General features: G+C 45.7%; 14 protein-coding genes. 8 read left to right on the plus strand and 6 right to left on the minus strand.

The window, feature by feature from the left end; translation table 11 throughout:
- The first annotated feature begins 2 nt into the window (after positions 1-2).
- From PP178_RS13220 to PP178_RS13230, 3 genes are all read left to right on the plus strand, one after another.
- On the plus strand, positions 3-1,370 hold the full coding sequence (locus PP178_RS13220) for an HTTM domain-containing protein (RefSeq protein ID WP_272594833.1): 1,368 nt from the start codon (positions 3-5) through the stop codon (positions 1,368-1,370).
- On the plus strand, positions 1,348-3,819 hold the full coding sequence (locus PP178_RS13225; protein ID WP_272594834.1) for a TonB-dependent receptor: 2,472 nt from the start codon (positions 1,348-1,350) through the stop codon (positions 3,817-3,819). The genes PP178_RS13220 and PP178_RS13225 overlap by 23 nt, the downstream gene beginning before the upstream one ends.
- A 229-nt stretch (positions 3,820-4,048) precedes the next feature.
- Positions 4,049-4,198 carry a hypothetical protein gene (locus PP178_RS13230; protein WP_272594835.1) on the plus strand — a complete coding sequence of 50 codons (150 nt, stop codon included), beginning with the start codon at positions 4,049-4,051 and terminating at the stop codon, positions 4,196-4,198.
- Between the two features lie 84 nt (positions 4,199-4,282).
- Here PP178_RS13230 and PP178_RS13235 read toward each other — a convergent pair whose 3' ends face one another.
- Positions 4,283-4,525 carry a hypothetical protein gene (locus tag PP178_RS13235; RefSeq protein WP_272594836.1) on the minus strand — a complete coding sequence of 81 codons (243 nt, stop codon included), beginning with the start codon at positions 4,523-4,525 and terminating at the stop codon, positions 4,283-4,285.
- A gap of 208 nt (positions 4,526-4,733) precedes the next feature.
- Here PP178_RS13235 and guaB point away from each other — a divergent pair, with 208 nt between their 5' ends.
- The gene (guaB, locus tag PP178_RS13240) at positions 4,734-6,206 is read left to right on the plus strand and encodes an IMP dehydrogenase (protein WP_272594837.1); all 1,473 of its coding nucleotides are present in this window, start codon (positions 4,734-4,736) and stop codon (positions 6,204-6,206) included.
- 36 nt (positions 6,207-6,242) lie between these two features.
- Here guaB and PP178_RS13245 read toward each other — a convergent pair whose 3' ends face one another.
- Positions 6,243-6,764 (minus strand): thioredoxin family protein, encoded by a 522-nt coding sequence (locus PP178_RS13245; protein WP_272594838.1) that lies wholly within the window; start codon positions 6,762-6,764, stop codon positions 6,243-6,245.
- Between the two features lie 93 nt (positions 6,765-6,857).
- Complete coding sequence (lysA, locus tag PP178_RS13250) at positions 6,858-8,099, minus strand: diaminopimelate decarboxylase (protein WP_272594839.1); 1,242 nt, start codon at positions 8,097-8,099, stop codon at positions 6,858-6,860.
- 161 nt (positions 8,100-8,260) lie between these two features.
- Here lysA and PP178_RS13255 point away from each other — a divergent pair, with 161 nt between their 5' ends.
- Both PP178_RS13255 and sucC read left to right on the plus strand, forming a co-directional pair.
- Positions 8,261-8,899, plus strand: a complete 639-nt coding sequence (locus tag PP178_RS13255) for an LON peptidase substrate-binding domain-containing protein (protein WP_272594840.1) — start codon at positions 8,261-8,263, stop codon at positions 8,897-8,899.
- A gap of 78 nt (positions 8,900-8,977) precedes the next feature.
- Positions 8,978-10,171 (plus strand): ADP-forming succinate--CoA ligase subunit beta, encoded by a 1,194-nt coding sequence (gene sucC, locus PP178_RS13260; RefSeq protein WP_272594841.1) that lies wholly within the window; start codon positions 8,978-8,980, stop codon positions 10,169-10,171.
- A gap of 52 nt (positions 10,172-10,223) precedes the next feature.
- Here sucC and PP178_RS13265 read toward each other — a convergent pair whose 3' ends face one another.
- Positions 10,224-10,541: a DUF1456 family protein gene (locus PP178_RS13265; protein ID WP_272594842.1), complete on the minus strand. Its 318-nt coding sequence runs from the start codon at positions 10,539-10,541 to the stop codon at positions 10,224-10,226.
- Positions 10,542-10,675: 134 nt separating this feature from the next.
- Here PP178_RS13265 and PP178_RS13270 point away from each other — a divergent pair, with 134 nt between their 5' ends.
- On the plus strand, positions 10,676-11,077 hold the full coding sequence (locus PP178_RS13270; protein WP_272594843.1) for a TerB family tellurite resistance protein: 402 nt from the start codon (positions 10,676-10,678) through the stop codon (positions 11,075-11,077).
- A 141-nt stretch (positions 11,078-11,218) separates the two neighbouring features.
- Positions 11,219-11,647 carry an Hsp20/alpha crystallin family protein gene (locus tag PP178_RS13275; protein WP_272594844.1) on the plus strand — a complete coding sequence of 143 codons (429 nt, stop codon included), beginning with the start codon at positions 11,219-11,221 and terminating at the stop codon, positions 11,645-11,647.
- A gap of 101 nt (positions 11,648-11,748) precedes the next feature.
- On the opposite strand, the gene PP178_RS13280 is transcribed toward PP178_RS13275, so the two are convergent.
- Positions 11,749-13,929, minus strand: coding sequence for a prolyl oligopeptidase family serine peptidase (locus tag PP178_RS13280; protein ID WP_272594845.1), 2,181 nt, complete (start codon positions 13,927-13,929; stop codon positions 11,749-11,751).
- A gap of 132 nt (positions 13,930-14,061) precedes the next feature.
- A complete protein-coding gene (gene uvrB, locus PP178_RS13285; RefSeq protein WP_272594846.1) occupies positions 14,062-16,050 on the minus strand; it encodes an excinuclease ABC subunit UvrB in 1,989 nt (662 codons plus the stop codon).
- Positions 16,051-16,105: the final 55 nt, after the last annotated feature.

The raw sequence follows: 16,105 nt of genomic DNA on the forward strand, positions 1-16,105 counted from the left end.
CGATGAAGGCAATCATCCGAACAAAACTGGAATCACCGCGTGAGGCTGCCCCACTGGCAGTCTTTCGCATTTTGTTCGGTTTCATGATGCTGTTTTCAATTATCCGGTTCTGGTATCACGGATGGATAGAATCCCTTTACCTGGAACCTGATTTTCATTTTTCGTATTACGGGTTTGAATGGGTAAAGCCCATTGGGCCTTATACTTACCTGATCTTCCTGCTGTGTGCACTGTCTTCTGTAGGGATAGCCTTGGGCTATAAGTATCGTTGGTCCAGCATACTGTTTTTCCTGAGCTTTACCTACATAGAACTCATGGATAAGACCACCTACCTGAATCATTATTATTTTATCAGCGTACTGTCCCTGCTTATGATCTTTCTGCCCCTGGAGGCATACTATTCTGTCGATGCCTGGAAAAAACCAGGCAAGGCATTCCAGCTGCTTCCTTCATGGCCTGTTCTATTTTTACGCCTACTGCTGGGAATCGTATATTTTTACGCCGGACTGGCAAAACTCAACTCGGATTGGATGCTGGAAGCCATGCCTTTGAAGATCTGGTTGCCATCGAAATTTAATATTCCCATCATCGGCGGTCTCCTGGGCCAGGAATGGGTGCAATATGCTTTCTCCTGGACGGGTGCATTGTTTGACCTGGCAGTACCATTCCTGCTTTTATCTAAAAGAACGCGTATACCGGCCTTTATTGTCCTGGTTATTTTCCATGTGTTGACCCGGGTGCTCTTCCCTATCGGGATGTTTCCTTATATCATGATCGTATCCGCGCTCATCTTTTTTCCTGCTTCAGTACATCATAGATTTTTGGAGATCCTGTCCCGTCTGACAGGAATAATTAAGCAGCGTTTTGATAATGGTCGTAGATTGGTCTCCAATTATGGCTATGCTCATACATTTAAAATGACTTTCTTCGCACTTTTTTTTGGAGTGCAAATACTGTTCCCATGGCGATACCTGCTTTATCCCGGGGAGCTTTTCTGGACGGAGGAAGGTTATCGATTTTCTTGGAGGGTAATGTTGATGGAGAAATCGGGTTATGCGCAGTTCAAAGTGGTGGATGAAGACAGTGGGAAATGGGTTTACGTAGATAACTCAGAATTTCTTACTGCATTCCAGGAAAAGCAGATGTCTTTTCAACCAGATTTTATCCTGGAATTCGCTCATTTCCTGGAAGATCATTACCGGCAGCTGGGATGGGGAGACGTAGGTGTCTACGTAGACAGCAGGGTCGCACTAAACGGAAGACTGAGCAGGCCGTTTATCGATCCAAAGGCAGACCTCACCCAATACGAGGATTCATTTAAACCGAAAACCTGGATATTACCTTTTCATGATACGATTAAAGGATTGTAGTTTTATATACATGCTTATGTTAAGTATGTTCGGATTTGCCCAGGGCAGCCTGCAAGGTGTTATCACCGGGCCGAACGGGAATCCGGTTCCAGGAGCCGAGGTGTACTTAAAAAATTCAGAAGTCTTATCCGAAGCAGATGAAAGCGGGAATTATAGCTTTAGTTCACTTGCAGAAGGTACTTACAGTATGGTAGTTTTCGCCTTTGAGTATAAGGTTTCGGAAATTGAAGTTGTGGTAAATGGACCAACGATACAGAATGTACAACTTGAACGGCTGAGTGAATCACTATCAGAAGTCGTATTGATTCAGGAAAGGCAACGGGTCTTTGCGTTAAAAAGTTTGAAGAAGGTAGAAGGTACAGCCATCTACGCCGGGAAGAAAAGCGAAGTAGTGCTTATGGATCAATTGGTGGCTAACGTCGCTGCCAATAACCCACGGCAGGTGTACAGCCAGGTGGTAGGGCTCAATATTTACGAAAATGGAGACGCCGGGCTGCAGCTGAATATAGGGGGCAGGGGATTGGATCCCAATCGGACTGCTAATTTCAATACCCGGCAGAATGGATATGACATCAGTGCCGATGCCCTTGGGTACCCGGAGAGTTACTATACGCCACCGGCCGAGGCCCTGAGTGAAATACAGGTGGTACGCGGTGCGGCCTCCCTGCAATATGGCCCCCAGTTTGGTGGATTAGTAAATTTTAAATTTAAACGTCCTGTAACCGACAAAGCTATTGAATGGACCAGCAGGCAGACCGTCGGATCGTATAACCTCCTTACCAGTTTCAATAGTTTGAGTGGTACGGTAGACGACTTCAGCTACTATACCTATTTCAATTATAAAGAAGGTGATGGTTTCCGCCCGAACTCTGAATTCAACAGTCGGAATTATTTCGGATCCTTTAACCTGAAACTCAGTGAGGACACCCAGCTTACATTTGAAGCTACCATCCTGGATTACCTGGCTAAACAGGCAGGTGGGCTTACGGATGCCCAGTTTGAGGAGGATCCAATCTTTAGTAACCGGGCACGTAACTGGTTCACCGTAGACTGGAAGCTTTTTTCCCTGCGACTGGACCACCGTTTAAACGCCCGCTCGGATATCAGTTTACAATTATTCACCCTGGAGGCCAATCGCTCTGCCCTGGGCTTCCGTACCAACCGCGTATCCCAGCCCGATGATCCATCGGAACCTCGTGAACTGCTGCTCGATGATTTCCGGAATTGGGGAGCAGAATTCCGCTACCTGACAAGGTATACTCTGGCTGCAAAGAATTCTGTACTCTTATTGGGTACAAAATATTACCAGACTGACAATCGCCAGCAACAGGGGCCCGGTAGTGCGGCTTCAAACCCTGATTTTAATTTTTATACCGAGGATTTTCCTAACTACGAGCGGCAATCTTCCTTTGAACTCCCAAATACCAACCTGGCGATATTCGGCGAGAATATCATCGATCTGAGCCGCAGCTTTTCTATCACACCTGGTTTTCGTTGGGAATACATAAAAACAGAAAGTGAAGGAGCTTACAGGAATATCGTACTGGACCTGGCCGGCAATCCTCTTTTGAATGAAGAAGTCGCGGATAATCGGAGCTTTGAACGTAACTTTTTGCTCTTAGGACTTGGAGCGGCATACAAACTGGGAGAAAGCAGTGAACTTTATGCAAATATATCCCAGAACTACCGGTCGGTAACGTTCAGTGATATCAGGGTAGTGAATCCCTCTTACCAGGTCGCTGAAGATATCCGGGATGAAGATGGATTTACGGCAGACATAGGATTCCGGGGAAATTATAAACGAATGCTATCCTTTGACCTTAGTGTCTTCAGCCTGCTCTACGACAACCGCTTGGGAGAGATTTTGAAAAATGAGACCCGTACTAATGCCAATGGCGATGTGGTGGAGACCGGCAGGGTGGTTCGCTTCCGGGGGAATATAGGAACGGCTTTTATGTATGGACTGGAAAGTTTTTTGGACTGGAATTTAAAAAGAACATTTCTGCCCGATTCTGAGCGCTTACGAGCCAACGTTTACCTGAACCTGGCATTGACAGACTCGGAATACCTGGAATCGGAAGAAACCGGGGTAGAAGGAAACCGTGTAGAATTTATCCCGAAGATCAACATGAAATCCGGGTTACAATTCGGGTATGGTAATTTTCTTGGGAGTCTGCAATACTCCTATTTGTCCGAACAATTTACCGATGCCACCAATGCGCCCAGGGATATCAATGATAACCAACGCGGTATAGAAGGTGCTATCCCGGCCTATGACATCATGGACCTCTCCTTATCATACAGCTATCGTAAATGGAAACTGGAGGCAGGGATCAATAATTTGATGAATAATACATATTTTACCCGTAGGGCTACCGGGTATCCCGGACCGGGTATTATCCCTGCAGAACCGCGAACATTTTACACAGGAATTCAATTCAAACTTTAATCACCTTAATTCAACCACCCTAAGAAAAATAGCCCAAGGCTCCCTGGTTGAACTTCTATTTGTTCTTAGCGCGATGCATTTCATCTGGCCTGAGAAAAAGAAACAAAGATGCATGGTGTGGCGTCCTTTGAGCAGGAAATATGGCTGTAACCTGAGGTGAAGCCATAGTTGGAAAAGCATTGATGTCATTCCCTAGTAAAAATTAAATCCCCCTTGCTGCTCCAGACTAATGCCGGTGTCGTTTGGGCTGATTAATCCTATAGAGGAAAGAGAAGTACCGTTACCATTCTACACCTGGATCCTTGGGGATATCAATCCTGAAGAGGCGGAATTGATCCGTTCAAGGACCAAACAAGCGCACATTATTTACAGTGCCTAATTGACAGAATAACTGGTATTTGAGATAATGACAAGGAACACCTCCCGCAGGAAGCAGGTGGTGTTCTTTTATTTACGAAGGTTGTTACGCCTGTGCACGGGGTGCCCAATGGTTACACAACATGCCCGGGGCGGCCTTTTGTGGATTAGCACAATCCGGGTTGAGGTAACGGGAGCAGGTCGCACAATTCGGGTCGTCTTTCAAGGCTGCCATCATTTCAAAACTATCACAGGTGTAGGCCGTGCCTACGTTGGTTTTATGGTGCATGCAGAAACCTTCGCTGTATTTCTCGCAATTCTGGCAACTATTTCCTAATCTGATACTCATAACGCGAAATTTATTTAAGGAGTCTCTTAAATTTACAAGCTTTTTATAACGAATGCAAACCGTATTTTAGTCAGGGGCACTTAATATTTGACCAGTTTTACATTTATTTTAACCCTATCCGGTTTAATCTAGGATGCAGCATTTCAATAATCTATATGCAGGTTGCATATAATGTGGTATATTTGCACGCAATTAATCCTTAATTGCCATGGAAGCCCACCTGCACAAAATTTTAGGAGAAGGTCTCACTTACGACGACGTACTCTTGGTCCCAGCATTTTCAGACGTACTCCCGAGAGAAGTGAGTATACAATCCAGGTTCACCCGGAATATCAGTTTAAACGTGCCTATCGTTTCCGCTGCTATGGATACGGTTACCGAATCCAAGATGGCTATTGCCATGGCGAGGGAAGGCGGTATCGGTGTTCTTCACAAGAATATGACCATAGAGCAACAGGCGCTTAAGGTAAGAAAGGTTAAACGTGCGGAAAGCGGCATGATTATGGACCCGGTAACCTTGCACAGGGATGCTGTGGTCAGGGATGCCAAGGAGAGTATGAAGGAGCACCGCATCGGGGGGATCCCGATCGTGGACGAGAATAATACCCTGATAGGGATAGTTACCAACAGGGATCTTCGATTTGAAAAAAATGATACCCGACCTATAGCCGAGGTGATGACACACCAGAGGCTGGTTACGGTAAGTGAGGGCACTTCATTGGAAGAAGCCGAAGTAATACTCCAGAAAAATAAGATTGAAAAACTTCCGGTCACCGATAAGAACAACAAGCTTGTGGGGCTGATCACATTCCGTGACATCACCAAACTCACCCAAAAACCAATCGCCAACAAAGACCAGTATGGTCGTCTACGTGTCGCTGCGGCTATCGGGGTTACCGGTGATGCCGTTAAGCGGGCAGAAGCTCTTGTAAAAGCGGGAGTTGATGCTATCGTGATCGATACCGCCCACGGGCACACTAAAGGTGTAGTACATGTATTGAAAGAAATAAAGAAACATTTCCCGGACCTGGATGTGGTAGTAGGGAACATTGCCACTGGTGATGCAGCAAGGTACCTGGTAGAAGCCGGGGCTGATGCCGTTAAGGTAGGTATAGGACCCGGATCTATCTGCACCACTCGTGTTGTTGCCGGGGTTGGATTTCCGCAATTTTCCGCGGTATTGGAGGTCGCTGCGGCTATAGCAGACACTGATGTGCCGGTAATTGCAGACGGTGGGATTCGGTATACCGGGGACATTCCTAAGGCCATAGCTGCTGGGGCAGATTGCGTAATGCTCGGATCGCTGTTGGCAGGTACCAAGGAATCGCCAGGGGAAACAATCATATACGAGGGAAGGAAATTTAAATCCTACCGTGGTATGGGGTCCGTAGAGGCTATGAAAGAAGGGAGTAAGGATCGCTATTTCCAGGATGTAGAGGATGATATCAAGAAACTGGTTCCTGAAGGTATTGTAGGTAGGGTCGCTTATAAAGGAGACCTGTACGAAAGCATTCACCAATTTGTCGGTGGCCTGCGAGCCGGGATGGGCTACTGTGGGGCTAAGGATATCGAGGACCTCAAAAATAAGGGTCGCTTTGTGAAGATCACTGCCAGCGGTATCAATGAGAGTCACCCGCATGATGTGACCATCACCAATGAATCACCGAACTACAGCAGATAATAAAAAAACGGCCTTTTCAAAAAAGGCCGTTTTTATTTATTTGGTCTGACCGTTATAGGTCTCCCAGTCTTTTTCTTTAAAAATATCACTGCCAAAATATTTGGCGATCTTCAGGAAGGGTTCTGCCTTCTGATACCCCGGAACGGGAGATAACATATTCATTTGCTCATCCAGGAATACAACAGTGGGGTAGCTCATCCTCCCCTGTAACAATGCAGCGGCTAATTCGTGATAGCCACGACGACCCTGTGGAATGAACTTATAAGTCTTCCCCTTGAACTCGATGGGATCTTTGCCTTCCGCGTCCAGTTTTACCATGTAGAAGTTCTGGGCCATATAGGCTGATACCTCTGGGTTTTGGAAGGTGTCTTTGTCCATTTTCTTACACCAACCGCACCAGTCGGTATATACATCTACGAATATCTTTTTCGGGTTCTTGTCGGTCTGTGAGCGTTTGACGGCTTCGTCCCAGCTGATCCAAGCCACGTCCTGGGCTTGTAGCCCGGTAGACAATAGCGCCATATAAATCAGCACTAAACCCGTTATAGTTTTTTTCATGTTATATCTTTTAGGCTATTAGTTCAATAACTATACCAAAATTAACGAAAAAAAAGCTGCTTTATTTCAGTCGGGCTGGCGGATTATCGCGAGTTATTTTAGCTCGACTTTTTCCTTTTTCTGAAGAAAAAGATCTTTTACATCACGCTGGTTTCGCGTGAGGTCCTCGAAAGTTTCGCGTTCACGGATCAGGATAGCCCGGCCCTGGTACCAGAGAACTTCCGGTGGCCTGAAACGCGAATTGTAATTGCTGGCCATAGTAAAGCAATAGGCGCCGGCATTATTGAAGCACAGAATATCTCCCTCGCTGATCTCGTTAATTCGCTTATTATTCGCAAAGGTGTCCGTTTCACAGATGTAGCCCACAACAGAATAGAATCGCTCTTTTCCCTGGGGATTGGAAATATTGATGATCTCATGCGTGGCCCCATAGAGCATAGGCCGGATGAGGTGGTTAAAACCGGAGTCCACACTGGCAAATACCGTAGAGGTGGTCTGTTTCACCACGTTCACCTTAGCAAGGAAGTGTCCTGCCTCGGAGACAAGGAATTTGCCGGGTTCAAAAGCGAGGGTCAGGTCCCTGCCGTATTCCTTACAGAAATCGTTAAACCGCTTCCCGAGCTTCTCTCCCAGCTCTTCTATATTGGTCTGTATATCGCCTGCTTTGTAGGGCACTTTAAACCCGCTGCCAAAATCAATGAATTCAAGGTCGGGGAAATGCTTGGCGGTATCAAAGAGGATCTCCGAAGCATACAGGAAAACTTCTATATCCAGGATATCACTCCCGGTATGCATATGGATCCCGTTAATATTCATTTTTGTCAGCTCTACTATCCTAAGGAGGTGTGGGATCTGGTGGATACTTATTCCGAACTTGGAATCGATATGCCCGACAGAGATCTTGGTATTCCCTCCCGCCATTACATGGGGGTTGATCCTGATACATACCGGAACTTTGGGATGCTTGCTTCCAAACTGTTCTAGTATGGAAAGATTGTCAATATTGATCTGTACCCCCAATGCAGAAGCTTCTTCAATTTCTTCGAGTGATACCCCGTTTGGTGTAAAAATGATATCTTCAGGAGCAAAGCCGGCCATAAGCCCAAGTCGTACCTCCTGCAATGAAACCGTATCCAGGCCACTGCCCATGCTGTGCATCAGTCGAAGGATAGAAATGTTAGACAGTGCCTTAACAGCGTAATTGAGTCGCAATTGTGGAACACTACTGAATGCCTTGGTAAGGCGATTGAACTGGCTGCTGATCTTCTCCGCATCGTATACATAAACCGGGTCTCCGAAATCCCTGGCTACTTGCAGCAGGTCTGAATGATTCATAATTCTAATATTTAGGACAAATCTAGGGTACTTCTGCTATCCAAGCCAAAAAATACAACCAAATAATGAATTATTCAACAAAAAGTTATATTTGTAACAACCGGGATAAATGTGAATTGACTGTTATCTAAATCTGTTGTAGATTTAATAAAAATTGAAATATGAAATTACCACTTTTTCCCTTACAATCTGTATTCTTTCCCGGGGAGACGGTGCCCCTTCATATTTTTGAAGAACGATACAAACAGTTGATACACGATTGCCGTTCAGAGAACCTCACCTTCGGCATCCCGGTATATATCAATGAAAGGATATCTTATGGTACAGAGGTGCAATTGGTAGAGGTGGTGACCACTTATGACGGAGGGGAGATGGATGTTGCCTGTGTAGCCCGGCAGGTCTTTAAAATCATGACCTTTGATAACCAGATGGATGGTAAACTATACGCGGGGGGCATAGTGCAATTCCTGGATAATGTCAATGATGCAGACCCCAAAACCAAAGAGGAGGTCTGGTATAGGTTAAAGGATTTATACCAACTTATGGATGTCCCTTTCCAGGACGTAGTGCCCGAGAAATTCAATAGTTTTATGCTGGCCCATAAAATGGGTCTTTCCTTTGAACAGGAACACGAATTACTACAATTGCCCAAAGAAAGTGAGCGGCTGCAGTTTATCCTGGACCATTTAACAAATACCATCAAAGTGCTCAAAGAGGTCAATCGCACCAAGAAGATCATCGATATGAACGGGCATTTTAAGAACTTCGACGCTCTTGATTTTGATGATTTTAAAATTTAGAGCTTCCTTCTGTTATTATATTAGGGTAAATAAGCATGGTTTCCTATTTTTGTACGCAAACCAAATAGAATATATCATATGAATCTTCACGAGTATCAGGGAAAAGAGATTTTGGCAAGTTTTGGTGTCCGCATACAACGCGGTATCGTTGCCCACAATGCTAAGGAAGCTGTAGATGCAGCCAAGCAACTTACCCAGGAAACAGGTACCGACTGGCACGTGATCAAAGCCCAGGTGCATGCAGGTGGACGTGGTAAGGGCGGTGGAGTAAAACTGGCCAAGAACCTGAAAGAAGTTGAAGAGATCGCAGGAAATATCATCGGGATGAACCTGGTGACTCCGCAGACCTCTGCCGAAGGTAAGAAAGTACACCAGGTATTGGTTGCTGAAGATGTATACTACCCGGGAGAAAGTGAAACCAGCGAGTTCTATATGTCTGTTCTGTTAAACAGGGCAAGCGGCCGTAACATGATCATGTATTCTACCGAAGGTGGAATGGATATCGAGACCGTGGCCGAGAATACACCGCACCTGATCTTTACAGAGGAAATTGATCCTGCTACCGGATTGATGCCTTTCCAGGCGCGTAAGATAGCCTTTAACCTTGGCCTGTCCGGGACAGCTTTTAAGGAAATGACAAAATTTGTTACTTCCCTTTACAGGGCATACGATCAGAGTGACTCAAGCTTATTCGAGATCAACCCGGTGTTAAAAACATCTGATGATAAGATCATGGCGGTAGATGCCAAGGTATCCATAGACGATAACGCCTTGTTCCGAAGAAAGCAATATGCAGAGATGAGAGATCTTCGAGAGGAAAACCCTATCGAAGTAGAAGCTCGTGCTGTAGGACTTAACTATGTAGACCTCGACGGGAATGTCGGTTGTATGGTTAACGGGGCAGGATTAGCTATGGCGACCATGGATCTTATCAAAATGGCGGGTGGAGAACCTGCCAACTTCCTCGATGTAGGAGGAACTGCCGATGCCAAAAGGGTAGAGGAAGCTTTCCGTATCATCCTTAAGGATACTAACGTTAAAGCAATCCTGATCAACATCTTCGGAGGTATCGTTCGTTGTGACCGTGTCGCCCAAGGGGTTGTAGATGCTTATAAGAATATGGGAGACGCCATCAAAGTTCCAATCATCGTCAGGCTGCAGGGAACCAATGCGGAAATGGCTAAGGAGATCATTGATAATTCCGGCTTGGCAGTACACTCAGCGGTACAGTTCCAGGAAGCTGCAGATAAAGTAAAAGAAGTATTGGCTTAATAGCCATTCAAGTTGATAATGAAAAAGGTGGCAATAGAATTGCCACCTTTTTTTATGCCTGTCCGCTATTGCTACCTTCGGAAGGTTTTGGAGCGGTGTCTTTACCTTTCTGCCGGATCTGTTCCCGGATTTTTTTAGGATCCTTGGGATTTTCCCTGGGGCCCCTCAGGAAGAGAACAAGTCCGTTCAGAAAATTGCGCAACACCTGGTCACCACATTCTTTGTATTTGGGATGATCTTCCCTGCGGCAGAAGGCGCCAATCTCACTCTTAGAGATCCTGAAATCCACCAGTTCTAAAATAGATACGATCTCGTCGTCCCTTAGGCTCAGGGCAACCCTCAGCTTTTTCAGTATGTCATTATTGGTCATGCTCGTTTTTTTTGCAAGTTAGGATAATTCCCGCTAGTAAGGGCCCGGGCAGGGATAAATAGGCCGCCGGATATACGAAAAGCCTTGATTTTCAGTTATAATACCAAGCCTCCGGATCGCTTAAACCTACAAGCATGAGCACCTACAAAGAAAAATTAGGAATAATTTCAGAGATGATCGCATTTGCAAAAGCAGACGATGTCATCAGGGTTGCGGAATATAATTTCCTCCTCAATGTCAGTAACCAATTAGGAATAGACAGGGAAACCTTTGATTCTTTATTCAGGAAGGAAGGCCCCCGGCTGACCTTAAAGTCCCATGAAGAGCGAATCCTGCAATTTCACCGCTTGTTACTGCTAATGAATGTCGATCGAGAGCAACATGCCACAGAGATCTACAGGCTGCATAATATAGGTCTCGGGATGGGATTACCTCCTTCGGCCATCGACCAGGTTTTACAAGTAATGCATGAATACCCGGACAAAATCGTCCCGCCGGAAGTGCTCATTTCCATCTTCAAAGCACACTTTAATTAGTGCAACTATTTTTTACACGACATATTGTCGCTTAATTAAGCTCGAAATGTGACACATCGTCACCTTTTGATTGTTGGTACATCCTTTGCCTTATATAGGTCGAGAACAAAACTTAAGTGCAACAATCAAATTTATATTATCATGAGTTTAATGCAGAGAAACAGCCTTTTATTTCCATCACTGATGAATGAAATGTTCAAACCGGATTGGTTTGGGGGCATGGACACCGTGAACAATAGTTTTCCCGCTGTGAATATCAAGGAGAACGAAAAAGATTTTGAACTGGAACTCGCTATTCCAGGCCAGAAGAAAGAAGATTTCAACATTGAGGTAGACAACAATGTGTTGTCCATCTCCATGGAGACCAAGAACGAGGAAGAAACTAAAGAAGCGAATTATACACGCAGGGAGTTTTCTTATCGCTCTTTCAAGCGTGCCTTTACGCTTCCGGAGACGGTTGATGAAGATAAGATCAACGCCGATTACAGCGACGGTATTCTAAGGTTTACCTTACCTAAAAAAGAAGAGGCCCTTCCAAAACCAAAGCGCCTCATCGAGCTGGGTAAATAATTTTTAAAATGTTATGGAGCCCTCCTAACGGGCTTTCATAATAGTTGGTTTGTTTAGTTGGTTAGTTAGGAAGGGCGCCCTGTAATAAGGGCGCCTTTCTTTTATTTCATTTTTACCTTTTCTGCAGGTTGAAAATCCGGGTGTTTTCCTTGCCATAGCGCAAAAGCAAAAGTATCAGCAAAATTCTCAAATACTTTACTTTTGCTATCCCCGATCCCATGCCCCGCTTCAAAATCTGTTAAAAATAATACCGGCTTATTTCCTTTCTGTGATTTTTGCAGTCTTGCTGCGAACTTAGCGGGTTCCCAGGCTATAACTCTGGGATCGTTAAATCCTGCAGTCACTAGTGTTGCAGGGTATTCCACCCCATCTTGCAGGTGTAAATAGCTATCCATTTCTAACAACGATTTAAATTCTTCCGGATCTTTGACCGTTCCGAATTCAGGTGCATTTACAGGGCCATTCGGCGAAGCTTCCATGCGGACCGTATTCATAGCACCAACTTCTGGAATAGCATAGGCGAACAAGTCCGGTCTCTCGGTCATGGCACGTCCTACAAATATTCCTCCGGCACTGCCACCCCAGATACCGAGGCGATCTTTAGAACTGTACCCTTCTTTAATCAGGTATTCAGCTGTCGCGATCCCATCTTTCCAGGTATTGGGTTTATTCTTTTTCTGCCCCGCCTTATACCAGGCGTCTCCCAATTCACCTCCCCCACGAACATGGGCTATCACTAGGACACCATCATGAATGACGTAATTGAGAATAACCGGGCTGAACCCCGGGCTAAAAGTAGCTCCATAAGAACCGTATCCATAGATCAGGGCCGGATTTTTTCCGTTCTTGATAAGGCCTTTTTTGTGTATAATAGAAACCGGCACCATAACACCGTCGTGAGATGGGACTGTAGTTTCCGTTACTTCAACTTCCGCTAATTCGGGATACTCCGCCTGGCTGGACAAAGGTTCAAACAAAAACTGATCAGTTTTTGCATTATAACGGTATCGCTTCTCCGGTCTGGTCCACCCTTCCAGCGTCATCCATACTTCAGGCTGCCCTGCATCGATATTGTCGAGCCCGATACTGCCCGCTGCAAAAGGGAGGGATAATTTACGTGCCTCCTCAGCGTCATTGGCTCTGAAATAGGCATTGGCTTCAACCCCATTCCTTAAGGTGGTATAATACAGCCCATCAGTTGTCAATGTCATATCTTGAATGATCTCGTCCGAAGTTTCAGGTACTACTTCAACAGCATTTTTAATATTCGGAGTATTGAGGGGTGAGCGAACGATGCGGTAATTTGGTGCCCCGTCATAAATCTTCATGTAAATGAAATTTTTATCGCTGGTAAAATTGGTCACCTTATCTTCCCTGCCGAAAACTTTCTGCAAGCTTTTCGGTGCTTCTTTTCCCCCGTGATTCCCAACGTAAAGAAGCAGGTTGTCTTCTACAGTAGCCGGAAGAGCGAATACTTTTTTGTTGACATTATTATACCATATAATAGGAATTTCTTCCGGTTTTATTTGCAGGGAGGGATGCGTATAGGTTGAAAAATATTCCAAGTCATTTTCAACGGAAGAGCCTACAGTATGCAGGTAGCTCCGCATATTTATTTGCCGATTTACATCGGAGATGTCAGAAGAGTTGTAACGTGTGTAGGTGAATGAATCATTCCCCGGTTGCCATGAAATTCCCCAGGTACTTGCACGGTCTATAAGTTCCGGAAGCCGGGTCCCATCGCGTTTCAGGATGATTAATTCGGCGTTCTCAGAACCGTCAGGGGATATGGCGAGCACTACCTGATCCCCGTAAGTGTCCGGGAAAAAGTTAGAGATCACAAAATTGCTCTCGCTTTCCGGGCGATATGTCTCAGGGTCGAACAGTAATTTTTCCTCGCCTTGATACCCTTCCCGGTAGTATAATTTACCATTGTCATCCTCAGGCCTGAACTTGATATAGAAGTACCTTCCGTTCTCTGTGATCTTTGTATTACCAACCCTGGAGCTCACGCGCTTATCGAGTTCATAGAATTTATCGAGCACTGATTTCCTGCCCGGGATGGCTTCCAGGGTTACCCTGGCATAATTGGAATGGTCGCGCATCCAGGATAATACCTGTGGATCTTCCAGGTTCTCAACATAGCGATACGGATCCTGTACCGTAATTCCATGGTAGGTTTCCGTTACGTTGTTCTCAGGAAGGACGGCGGGTAAAACCACCTCTTGGGCGGCAACAAAAAGGCTAAAACTAAAAGTTAGGAGCAGCAGAAAATTTCTCATGGCGTGTTTGTTTTAAGTGGTTAACACGGGGGAAATTTCCGGAGGTAATATTAAATGTAGCTAAATTAATCGATATAGATATCTTGTAATCAGGATTTTAACAGCGCTCTTATTATCGATATCAAAAGCGTTTTATTCCTGTTCCTGCAACATTTTTATCTCATCCCTTAGTTTGGCGGCTTCCATGAAGTCCAGCTCCTTTGCCGCCTTCTCCATCATTTTCCGTTTGTTCCGGATCAGTTTCTCCCGCTGTTCCTTAGTCAGGTATTCCATATCCGGCTCAGCGGCACGCATCTCCTCCTTTTCAAAGTGGAAGGTGGAGACCGAATTTTTAGATAAGACGTTGTCCAGGCTTTTATTCAGGGCCATAGGAGTAACATTGTGCTCTTTATTGTAGGCCATCTGCTTATCCCGGCGGTAATTGGTCTCATCAATGGTCTTCTGCATACTGTCCGTGATCTTGTCCGCATACATGATCGCTTTCCCGTTCAGGTGCCTGGCAGCCCTTCCCACGGTCTGGGTCAGGGAGCGGTTACTCCGTAAGAACCCTTCCTTATCAGCATCGACAATAGCGACCAGGGATACTTCCGGCAAGTCTAATCCTTCCCGGAGCAGGTTTACCCCGATCAGGACATCAAAAATCCCCTTCCTCAGGTCCTGCATGATTTCCACCCGTTCCAGGGTATCGACATCACTATGTATATAACGGCAACGGACGTTGATCCTGGTCAGGTATTTGGCCAGCTCTTCAGCCATCCTTTTGGTCAGGGTAGTCACCAGGGTCCTTTCATCTTTGTCCACGCGTTGCTGTATCTCTTCCACCAGGTCATCTATCTGGTTCTTGCTGGGGCGAACCTCGATCACCGGGTCTAACAAACCGGTAGGACGGATCACCTGTTCTACGTAAACACCCTGGCTTTTCTGCATTTCGTAATCGGCGGGGGTTGCACTCACATAGATCACCTGGTTCTGCAGGGCCTCGAATTCTTCAAATTTCAGGGGCCGGTTATCCATGGCCGCCGGCAGCCTGAAACCGTATTCCACCAGGTTTTCCTTCCTGGAACGGTCTCCTCCATACATGGCGTGTACCTGTGGAATGGTCACATGGCTTTCATCTACCACCATCAGGTAGTCATCCGGGAAGTAGTCCAGCAGGCAGAAGGGGCGGGTTCCCGGTTCCCGGCCGTCCAGGTATCGCGAATAGTTCTCAATGCCGGAACAATACCCTAATTCCCTGATCATTTCCAAGTCAAAGTTGGTGCGCTCATCCAGTCGCTTTGCTTCGATAGGCTTTCCTACCTCCTGGAAATAATTAACCTGTGCTACAAGATCATCCTGTATCTCGTGGATGGCATTCTGAAGTACATCCGGGGATGTCACGAACATGTTCGCAGGGTAAATATTTAAGGAGATGTAAGAATCGAGCTTGGTATTTTTAAAAGGATCAAATGCTTCGATCTCTTCGATCTCATCCCCGAAGAAATGTATCCTGAAGGCGTGATCCGCGTAGCTTGGGAAAACATCAACCACATCACCCTTAACCCTGAAATTCCCGTTCTTGAATTCGGCTGTAGTCCTGGAATAAAGACTCTGTACCAGCTGGTGCATAAACTTAGTTCGGGAAAGGACCTGGTCCCGTTTTATGGAGATCACGTTCTTCTGGAATTCCACGGGGTTACCAATACCATATAGACAGGAAACGGAGGCCACTACCAATACATCCCTACGTCCTGAAAGGAGGGAGGAGGTAGCACTAAGCCTCAGTTTCTCGATATCTTCGTTGATCGAGAGATCTTTTTCAATATAAAGTCCTGAGGTTGGGATATAAGCTTCCGGCTGGTAGTAATCGTAGTAGGAAACAAAATATTCCACCGCGTTATCGGGGAAGAACTGCTTGAATTCCGAATATAGCTGTGCTGCAAGGGTCTTATTGTGGGCAAGTACCAGGGTAGGGCGCTGTACCTCTTGTATCACGTTTGCCACTGTAAATGTTTTTCCCGATCCGGTTACTCCTAACAAGGTCTGATACTTTTCCCCGGATTCTATACCGGAGGTTAGTTCAGTTATGGCGTTTGGTTGATCCCCGGTGGGCTTAAAATCGGATACTACGTTGAATTTCATAGGACAAAATTACAAAAGCATGGGCTTTAGGCTGTTCTTCCTTACGAAGATTTTA

This window comes from Zeaxanthinibacter sp. PT1 (assembly GCF_028464225.1).
In the GTDB taxonomy this organism is placed as follows: domain Bacteria; phylum Bacteroidota; class Bacteroidia; order Flavobacteriales; family Flavobacteriaceae; genus Zeaxanthinibacter.

What these genes read in the sequence shown, in the direction of transcription:
- PP178_RS13220 (WP_272594833.1), top strand. Translation starts at nt 3, where the DNA reads ATGAAGGCAATCATCCGAACAAAACTGGAATCACCGCGTGAGGCTGCC.
- PP178_RS13225 (WP_272594834.1), top strand. Translation starts at nt 1,348, where the DNA reads ATGATACGATTAAAGGATTGTAGTTTTATATACATGCTTATGTTAAGT.
- PP178_RS13230 (WP_272594835.1), top strand. Translation starts at nt 4,049, where the DNA reads ATGCCGGTGTCGTTTGGGCTGATTAATCCTATAGAGGAAAGAGAAGTA.
- PP178_RS13235 (WP_272594836.1), bottom strand. Translation starts at nt 4,525, where the DNA reads ATGAGTATCAGATTAGGAAATAGTTGCCAGAATTGCGAGAAATACAGC.
- guaB (WP_272594837.1), top strand. Translation starts at nt 4,734, where the DNA reads ATGGAAGCCCACCTGCACAAAATTTTAGGAGAAGGTCTCACTTACGAC.
- PP178_RS13245 (WP_272594838.1), bottom strand. Translation starts at nt 6,764, where the DNA reads ATGAAAAAAACTATAACGGGTTTAGTGCTGATTTATATGGCGCTATTG.
- lysA (WP_272594839.1), bottom strand. Translation starts at nt 8,099, where the DNA reads ATGAATCATTCAGACCTGCTGCAAGTAGCCAGGGATTTCGGAGACCCG.
- PP178_RS13255 (WP_272594840.1), top strand. Translation starts at nt 8,261, where the DNA reads ATGAAATTACCACTTTTTCCCTTACAATCTGTATTCTTTCCCGGGGAG.
- sucC (WP_272594841.1), top strand. Translation starts at nt 8,978, where the DNA reads ATGAATCTTCACGAGTATCAGGGAAAAGAGATTTTGGCAAGTTTTGGT.
- PP178_RS13265 (WP_272594842.1), bottom strand. Translation starts at nt 10,541, where the DNA reads ATGACCAATAATGACATACTGAAAAAGCTGAGGGTTGCCCTGAGCCTA.
- PP178_RS13270 (WP_272594843.1), top strand. Translation starts at nt 10,676, where the DNA reads ATGAGCACCTACAAAGAAAAATTAGGAATAATTTCAGAGATGATCGCA.
- PP178_RS13275 (WP_272594844.1), top strand. Translation starts at nt 11,219, where the DNA reads ATGAGTTTAATGCAGAGAAACAGCCTTTTATTTCCATCACTGATGAAT.
- PP178_RS13280 (WP_272594845.1), bottom strand. Translation starts at nt 13,929, where the DNA reads ATGAGAAATTTTCTGCTGCTCCTAACTTTTAGTTTTAGCCTTTTTGTT.
- uvrB (WP_272594846.1), bottom strand. Translation starts at nt 16,050, where the DNA reads ATGAAATTCAACGTAGTATCCGATTTTAAGCCCACCGGGGATCAACCA.